8 protein-coding genes are annotated in these 6,667 nt (G+C 58.5%); 4 read left to right on the top strand and 4 right to left on the bottom strand.

The genetic code is table 11. The features are described from left to right. Positions 1 to 151: 151 nt before the first annotated feature. Positions 152 to 796 (bottom strand): orotate phosphoribosyltransferase, encoded by a 645-nt coding sequence (gene pyrE, locus J1D76_RS15385; RefSeq protein WP_421139103.1) that lies wholly within the window; start codon positions 794 to 796, stop codon positions 152 to 154. An 80-nt stretch (positions 797 to 876) separates the two neighbouring features. Here pyrE and J1D76_RS15380 point away from each other — a divergent pair, with 80 nt between their 5' ends. After that, complete coding sequence (locus tag J1D76_RS15380; RefSeq protein WP_003176915.1) at positions 877 to 1,656, top strand: exodeoxyribonuclease III; 780 nt, start codon at positions 877 to 879, stop codon at positions 1,654 to 1,656. A gap of 75 nt (positions 1,657 to 1,731) precedes the next feature. Here the strand turns inward: J1D76_RS15380 and gltS are convergent, their stop codons facing one another. The 3 genes from gltS to rph form a co-directional block, all read right to left on the bottom strand. Further along, positions 1,732 to 2,937 carry a sodium/glutamate symporter gene (gene gltS, locus J1D76_RS15375; RefSeq protein ID WP_421139102.1) on the bottom strand — a complete coding sequence of 402 codons (1,206 nt, stop codon included), beginning with the start codon at positions 2,935 to 2,937 and terminating at the stop codon, positions 1,732 to 1,734. Between the two features lie 359 nt (positions 2,938 to 3,296). Continuing rightward, positions 3,297 to 3,665: a DUF4870 domain-containing protein gene (locus J1D76_RS15370; protein ID WP_421139101.1), complete on the bottom strand. Its 369-nt coding sequence runs from the start codon at positions 3,663 to 3,665 to the stop codon at positions 3,297 to 3,299. A 28-nt stretch (positions 3,666 to 3,693) separates the two neighbouring features. After that, positions 3,694 to 4,416 (bottom strand): ribonuclease PH, encoded by a 723-nt coding sequence (gene rph, locus J1D76_RS15365; protein ID WP_421139100.1) that lies wholly within the window; start codon positions 4,414 to 4,416, stop codon positions 3,694 to 3,696. 268 nt (positions 4,417 to 4,684) lie between these two features. Here rph and J1D76_RS15360 point away from each other — a divergent pair, with 268 nt between their 5' ends. The 3 genes from J1D76_RS15360 to rpoZ all read left to right on the top strand — a co-directional run bounded on the left by J1D76_RS15360 (position 4,685) and on the right by rpoZ (position 6,612). Continuing rightward, positions 4,685 to 5,548, top strand: coding sequence for a YicC/YloC family endoribonuclease (locus J1D76_RS15360; RefSeq protein WP_421139099.1), 864 nt, complete (start codon positions 4,685 to 4,687; stop codon positions 5,546 to 5,548). A 12-nt stretch (positions 5,549 to 5,560) separates the two neighbouring features. Then, positions 5,561 to 6,181 (top strand): guanylate kinase, encoded by a 621-nt coding sequence (gmk, locus tag J1D76_RS15355; RefSeq protein ID WP_421139098.1) that lies wholly within the window; start codon positions 5,561 to 5,563, stop codon positions 6,179 to 6,181. A gap of 167 nt (positions 6,182 to 6,348) precedes the next feature. After that, the gene (rpoZ, locus tag J1D76_RS15350; protein WP_007921129.1) at positions 6,349 to 6,612 is read left to right on the top strand and encodes a DNA-directed RNA polymerase subunit omega; all 264 of its coding nucleotides are present in this window, start codon (positions 6,349 to 6,351) and stop codon (positions 6,610 to 6,612) included. Positions 6,613 to 6,667 lie beyond the last annotated feature (55 nt).

Here is a 6,667-nt window from a genome sequence, read left to right as displayed (position 1 = left end):
TACAGACAAGGTCAGGAGCAAATCCTGCCTTCAGGAGCGATCGGCCTCCCCCAGAAACGCACTTGCTGTTGTATGACGCCTTGAGCGTAACCTTTCCCCTTGGAGTCAGGGCCAACATACAAGGAGCTGGTTTGCCAGCGAAGCTTTTGGATCAAACGCCGAACTGGGCGCGGTAGGCTTCCACGGCGGGCAGGTGCTGCTTGAGCTGCGGATCATCGGCCAGGAATTCCAGCACCTGGTTCAGCGAAACGATGCTGATCACCGGAATGCCGAAGTCGCGCTCGACTTCCTGGATCGCCGATAGCTCACCGTTGCCGCGCTCCTGACGGTTCAGGGCAATCAGCACGCCGGCGGCCTTGGCGCCGTCCTGAGAAGCGATGATTTGCATCACTTCACGGATCGCGGTGCCGGCGGTGATCACGTCGTCGATGATCAGCACTTCGCCGGTCAACGGTGCGCCAACCAGGCTGCCGCCTTCGCCGTGGGCCTTGGCTTCCTTGCGGTTGAAGCACCAAGGCAGGTCACGGTTGTGATGCTCGGCCAGCGCTACGGCTGTCGTCGCCGCCAACGGGATGCCCTTGTAGGCCGGGCCAAACAACACGTCGAAAGGAATGCCGCTCTCAACGATGGCAGCCGCGTAGAAACGCCCCAGCTGCGCCAGGGCCTTCCCTGAGTTGAACAGGCCGGCGTTGAAGAAGTAAGGACTGGTGCGCCCGGACTTCAGGGTGAACTCACCGAAGCGCAAAACGCCGCGATCGATGGCAAAACGGATGAAATCGCGCTGATACGCTTGCATGAAAAACCCCAAATACCACGGATTTAGCTAATTAGCTTGACGCCGTGTATCATACACGCACGCGATTTTTGGGGCCATTTATGCGGATCATCAGTGTGAACGTCAATGGTATTCAGGCGGCAGTCGAGCGCGGTTTGCTCAGTTGGCTGCAAGCACAGAATGCCGACGTCATCTGCCTGCAGGACACCCGCGCCTCCGCCTTTGAACTGGACGATCCAGCCTTCCAACTGGATGGATACTTCCTTTATGCCTGCGATGCCGAAGTCCCCGCCCAAGGTGGCGTGGCTTTGTATTCGCGGCTGCAACCGAAGGCTGTCATCAGCGGTCTCGGTTTCGAGACGGCCGACCGCTACGGGCGCTACCTGCAAGCCGATTTCGACAAGGTCAGCATCGCGACCTTGCTGCTCCCTTCGGGGCAGAACGGCGATGAAGACTTGAACCAGAAGTTCAAGCTAATGGACGACTTCGCCCGTTATCTGGATAAACAGCGACGCAAACGCCGCGAGTACATTTATTGTGGCTCGCTGTACGTGGCGCAACAGAAGCTGGATATCAAGAACTGGCGCGACAGCCAGCAATCCCCGGGCTTCCTGGCACCTGAACGTGCCTGGATGGACGAGATTGTCGGCAACATGGGTTATGTCGATGCCTTGCGTGAAGTCAGCCGTGAAGGCGACCAGTACAGCTGGTGGCCGGACAACGAACAGGCGGAGATGCTCAACCTCGGTTGGCGCTTCGACTATCAGCTGCTGACCCCGGGCTTGCGCCGCTTCGTACGTAGCGCACGCCTGCCACGCCAGCCGCGGTTCTCGCAACACGCGCCGCTGATCGTGGACTACGACTGGACGCTGACCATCTAAGTGATTTTTCACTGATGGAGAGTCGAAAAAAATGCCCGTATCGCAAGATACGGGCATTTTTATGCGCTCTACACGTTAAGCCGCAGCGAAAAACGGCAGCGCAAGGTACAACTTGATCACGATGACGTTAACAATGTCGATGAAGAACGCGCCCACCATGGGCACCACCAGGAACGCGATCTGCGAAGGCCCGTAGCGCTGCGTCACCGCTTGCATGTTGGCAATGGCCGTTGGCGTCGCGCCCAATCCAAAACCGCAGTGTCCCGCCGCCAGTACCGCGGCGTCGTAGTTACTGCCCATCATCCTGAATGTCACGAATATCGCGAACAAGGCCATGACCAATGTTTGCGTAGCCAGGATGATGAAGATCGGCAATGCCAGTGCAGCCAGGTCCCATAACTTAAGCGACATCAGCGCGATCGCCAGGAACAGCGACAAACTGACATTGCCCAGCACCGAGACTTCTCGCTCGAATACTTGATACACCCCAAGTGCCGACAGCCCATTGCGTAAAAGCACGCCCACGAACAACACACAAACGAACGTCGGCAATTCAAAGGAAGTTCCCTGCAGCCAACCATTGAGGAGTGAGCCTGCCAGCAGGCTGACGGCGATCAGGGCCAATGTCTCGACAAGCGAAAACGAAGTAATCGAGCGTTCTTTGTTCGGCTGTTCAAAGCCCTTGGGCAACCGTGGCTTTTCCTGCCCGCATCCGGGGGTCTGGACACGGCTGATGAGCAAGCGGGCAACAGGCCCACCAATCAAGCCGCCCAGCACCAGGCCAAACGTTGCGGAGGCCATGGCCAGCTCGGAGGCAGACGTCAGGCCAAACTTCTCACTGAACGTCGCACTCCATGCCGCACCGGTACCGTGACCGCCCGCCAGCGTAACCGAGCCCGTCAGCAAGCCCATCAACGGATCAAGCCCCAAAGCGGTTGCGAGCCCGATGCCCATGGCATTCTGGATGACCAGCAGCCCGACAACCGCCAGCAAGAAGACCCCAACGACACGCCCGCCCTTCTTCAGGCTGGCGAAGTCTGCGCTCAAGCCGATCGTGGCAAAAAACGCCAACATCAAAGGCGTTTGCAGCGAGGTATCAAAGCGGACTTCAACATCCAGGGTTCTCAACGCCAAAAGCCCCAAGGCAACCACCAGGCCGCCTGCTACAGGCTCAGGGATATTGTAAGTACGTAAAAAACCGATACGTGTGACCAGTGCGCGCCCCAGCAAAAGCACTAAAGAGGCGGCGACAAGTGTTCCGTAAAAATCGAGCTGAAGCATTCTGGGTATTCTTTCTTATATATTCAGGGGCGAACTTTTTTCCTGGACACGCCTCTTGAACAGGTTGATTTGTCTCAACACTGGCTGGCATTAAATTCAGAGGCCGTCAATGGTCCGAATATATCGAAATATTTCAAGATGAATATTACTTGGGGCAACCTTATCAATCGCCAACTCTCATTGCCAAGCATACAAGCCCTGCCAGGCTTTGCAGTTTGTGTCTAAACGTGTAGAAAAATAGATATACAAAATCAAAGAGTTCACAAAGTCTTACGCAAAACAAAGATTAATCTGATGGCAAAAAACAAATGCCCCGACGAGTCAGGGCATTTGTTTTTTAACTATGCATCAAAGAAGCGTTACTTGATCAACCGCCAAGTGAAGGGATATCGGTAAGGTTGCCCTTCATTGGCCTTTACCCCGGCGATGATCGTCAACACCAGCGCACCGATGGCGATCAGGCCAAACAGGAAGAACCCGATAATCACCACCATCAGCAAGAAGCAAATGGCCGAGGCGATGGCCACCGTGAGCTGGAAATTCAGCGCTTCCTTGCCCTGCGCATCGATGAACGGGTCCATGTCGCGCTTCATCTGCCAGAGGATCAGCGGGCCGATGATCGTGCCGAACGGAATCCAGATCCCCAGCAAGGCGGACAAGTGACAAAACATCGCCCACTGCCGAACCTCTTTGCTCGGGACGGGAAGCAGCTCTTGCTCGTCACTCATGATGTCCTCCTCGCCTGGAGCGATGCGGTCAGTCGGCCAGTGCAGCCTTTTGCAGTTCGAAGATCTCGTTCATGCCTTTCTTGGCCAGTTCAAGCATGGCGTTCAGCTCTTCAGGCTGGAACGGCGCGCCTTCGGCAGTGCCCTGGACTTCGATGAAACCACCAGCGCTGGTCATCACCACGTTCAGGTCGGTTTCGGCAGCGGAGTCTTCCAGGTAGTCGAGGTCGAGCACCGGCTCGCCCTTGTACATGCCGACCGAAACAGCGGCGATCATTTGCTTGATCGGGTCACCGCCCTTCAGGCCGCCACGCTTCTTGATCACTTTCAGGGCATCGATCAGTGCAACCATGGAGCCGGTGATCGAGGCGGTGCGGGTGCCGCCGTCGGCCTGGATCACGTCGCAGTCGACGTACAGGGTGACATCCCCCAGCTTGGTCATGTCCAGCGCAGCGCGCAGGGAACGACCGATCAGGCGCTGGATTTCCAGGGTGCGGCCGCCTTGCTTGCCACGGCTGGCTTCGCGCTGGTTACGCTCGCCGGTGGCACGCGGCAGCATGCCGTACTCGGCGGTCAGCCAGCCCTGGCCCTGGCCTTTGAGGAAACGCGGCACGCCCGGTTCGACGCTGACGGTGCAGATGACCTTGGTATCACCGAACTCGACCAGTACAGATCCCTCGGCGTGTTTGGTGTAGTTGCGGGTGATGCGGATCGAGCGAAGCTGATCGGCAGCGCGACCACTTGGACGTGTCATAGGGAATACCTGTACGGAGGACGGAAAACTGCGGAGCATTATAGAGCCGCTGGCCGCGCCTGGGCACTTCTAAAAAAATCCGCCGACGATTGAAGGCTCTGAACCGCGCACCGGCGAAGGCCTTGCGCCGTTTGTCACAGCGTGTGTTTGGGCGCACCCGTGCCACTGCGCTACAATCCTGCGCCTTTGCTGCCAGTCGGCTTTAATTCATTGATAGCGGATGCCCGGAACCCCGGTTCTACGCCGATCCGCCTTGCGAGGTACCGCCATGGTGCACAGCATGACCGCCTTCGCCCGCGTCGAAAAAGCCGGCGTCCAGGGCACCCTGAGCTGGGAACTGCGTTCGGTCAACAGCCGCTACCTGGAACCCCACCTGCGCCTGCCGGAGTCCTTTCGCGACCTCGAAGGCGCGGTCCGTGAAGCCCTGCGCCAGGGCGTTTCGCGCGGCAAGCTCGAATGCACCCTGCGCTTCACTGAAGAAAACACCGGCAAGGCCCTGCAAGTAGACCAGGCCCGCGCCGCGCAACTGGTCGCCGCCGCCGAAACCATCGCCGGCCTGATCAAGAACCCGGCAGCGCTGAACCCGCTGGAAGTCCTGGCCTGGCCTGGCGTACTGGTGGGCGACGCCACCGATCCGCAAGCCTTGAACGCCGAAGCGCTGGTGCTGTTCAACCAGGGCCTTAAAGAACTCAAGGCCGGCCGCGAGCGCGAAGGTGCGGAGCTGGCGCGGTTGATCAACGAACGCCTGACGTCCATCGAAGAAGACGTGGTGACCCTGCGCGAACTGGTCCCGCAAATGCTCGCCACCCAGCGCCAGAAGGTCCTCGACCGCTTCGCCGATATGAAAGCCGAGATGGACCCGCAGCGCCTGGAGCAGGAAATGGTCATGCTCGCGCAAAAAAGCGACGTCGCCGAAGAACTGGATCGCCTGAGCACCCACATCATCGAAGTTCGCCGGGTGCTTAAGTCCGGCGGCGCTGCCGGTCGGCGCCTGGACTTCCTGATGCAGGAGCTCAACCGCGAAGCCAACACACTGGGCTCCAAAGCCTTCGACCCGCGCAGCACCCAGGCAGCGGTCAACCTCAAGGTGTTGATCGAGCAGATGCGCGAACAAGTGCAGAATATTGAGTAAGGCAACCCCGACATGACCCACAGCACTGGCACCCTGTACATCATTTCCGCCCCTTCGGGCGCGGGCAAAAGCAGCCTGGTCAAGGCATTGACCGATGCCAACCCGGAAGTCCGCGTCTCGGTTTCCCACACCACCCGCGCCATGCGCCCGGGCGAAGTGGACGGCGTGAACTATCACTTCGTCTCCCGCGAGCAGTTCGTGAAGATGATCGAGCACGGCGACTTCCTCGAGCGCGCCGAAGTGTTCGGCAACCTCTATGGCACCTCGCAAAGCCATTTGCAGCAGACCCTGGACGAAGGCCACGACCTGATCCTGGAAATCGACTGGCAAGGCGCCGAGCAAGTACGCAAGCTGATGCCGCAGGCCCGTTCGATCTTCATCCTGCCGCCGTCATTGCAGGCCCTGCATCAGCGCCTGACCAATCGCGGCCAGGACAGCGACGAAATCATCGACGGCCGCATGCGCGAAGCCGTCAGCGAAATGAGCCACTACGTCGACTACGACTACCTGATCATCAACGACGATTTCGCCCACGCGCTGCATGACGTGAAGGCGATTTTCCGCGCCAATCAGCTGATTCAGAAGCGCCAGCAGCAGCGTCACGGCAAATTATTGGCCGAATTGCTCGGTTAATCAGCGCTTCCCAAAACCGCTGCGAGGGCTTTACATTGGCACTTGCAGCGCGTTGAAGGGCTTGGTCAAAAAATCAGCGCTTCCCTAATCGCTGGTGATTTTTTAAACTGTTGAGTCCGCTCGCCCATCCGGGCAGCGCGCATATTGCATTTGCTACGAGGAAGACCATGGCCCGCGTAACCGTTGAAGACTGCCTAGAACACGTGGATAACCGCTTTGAGCTGGTCATGCTCTCTACCAAGCGTGCCCGTCAACTGGCCACCGGCGGCAAAGAGCCGAAAGTAGCGTGGGAAAACGACAAGCCTACCGTTGTCGCCCTGCGCGAAATCGCTGAAGGCCTGATCGACTACGCCGCTATCGCTGAAGCTGAAATCGTTGAAGACGAACCGCTTTTTGCTGCGTTCGAGGACGAGTCCAACGAGGCCGTCTAAGCCTATGCCTGGTCGACGTAGCACGGCGCGGGATAAAAGCTTACGGCAGGAGACA

The organism is Pseudomonas sp. NFX15, from assembly GCF_049132105.1.
In the GTDB taxonomy this organism is placed as follows: Bacteria; Pseudomonadota; Gammaproteobacteria; order Pseudomonadales; family Pseudomonadaceae; genus Aquipseudomonas.
The sequence above is the reverse complement of the archived record's forward strand: the minus strand, read 5'-3'. Positions and strand labels throughout refer to the sequence as shown.

Excerpts from the sequence above, each read along its gene's own strand:
- J1D76_RS15380 (WP_003176915.1), top strand. The coding sequence starts at position 877 with ATGCGGATCATCAGTGTGAACGTCAATGGTATTCAGGCGGCAGTCGAG.
- gltS (WP_421139102.1), bottom strand. The coding sequence starts at position 2,937 with ATGCTTCAGCTCGATTTTTACGGAACACTTGTCGCCGCCTCTTTAGTG.
- rph (WP_421139100.1), bottom strand. The coding sequence starts at position 4,416 with ATGACACGTCCAAGTGGTCGCGCTGCCGATCAGCTTCGCTCGATCCGC.
- J1D76_RS15360 (WP_421139099.1), top strand. The coding sequence starts at position 4,685 with ATGGTGCACAGCATGACCGCCTTCGCCCGCGTCGAAAAAGCCGGCGTC.
- rpoZ (WP_007921129.1), top strand. The coding sequence starts at position 6,349 with ATGGCCCGCGTAACCGTTGAAGACTGCCTAGAACACGTGGATAACCGC.
- pyrE (WP_421139103.1), bottom strand. The coding sequence starts at position 796 with ATGCAAGCGTATCAGCGCGATTTCATCCGTTTTGCCATCGATCGCGGC.
- gmk (WP_421139098.1), top strand. The coding sequence starts at position 5,561 with ATGACCCACAGCACTGGCACCCTGTACATCATTTCCGCCCCTTCGGGC.
- J1D76_RS15370 (WP_421139101.1), bottom strand. The coding sequence starts at position 3,665 with ATGAGTGACGAGCAAGAGCTGCTTCCCGTCCCGAGCAAAGAGGTTCGG.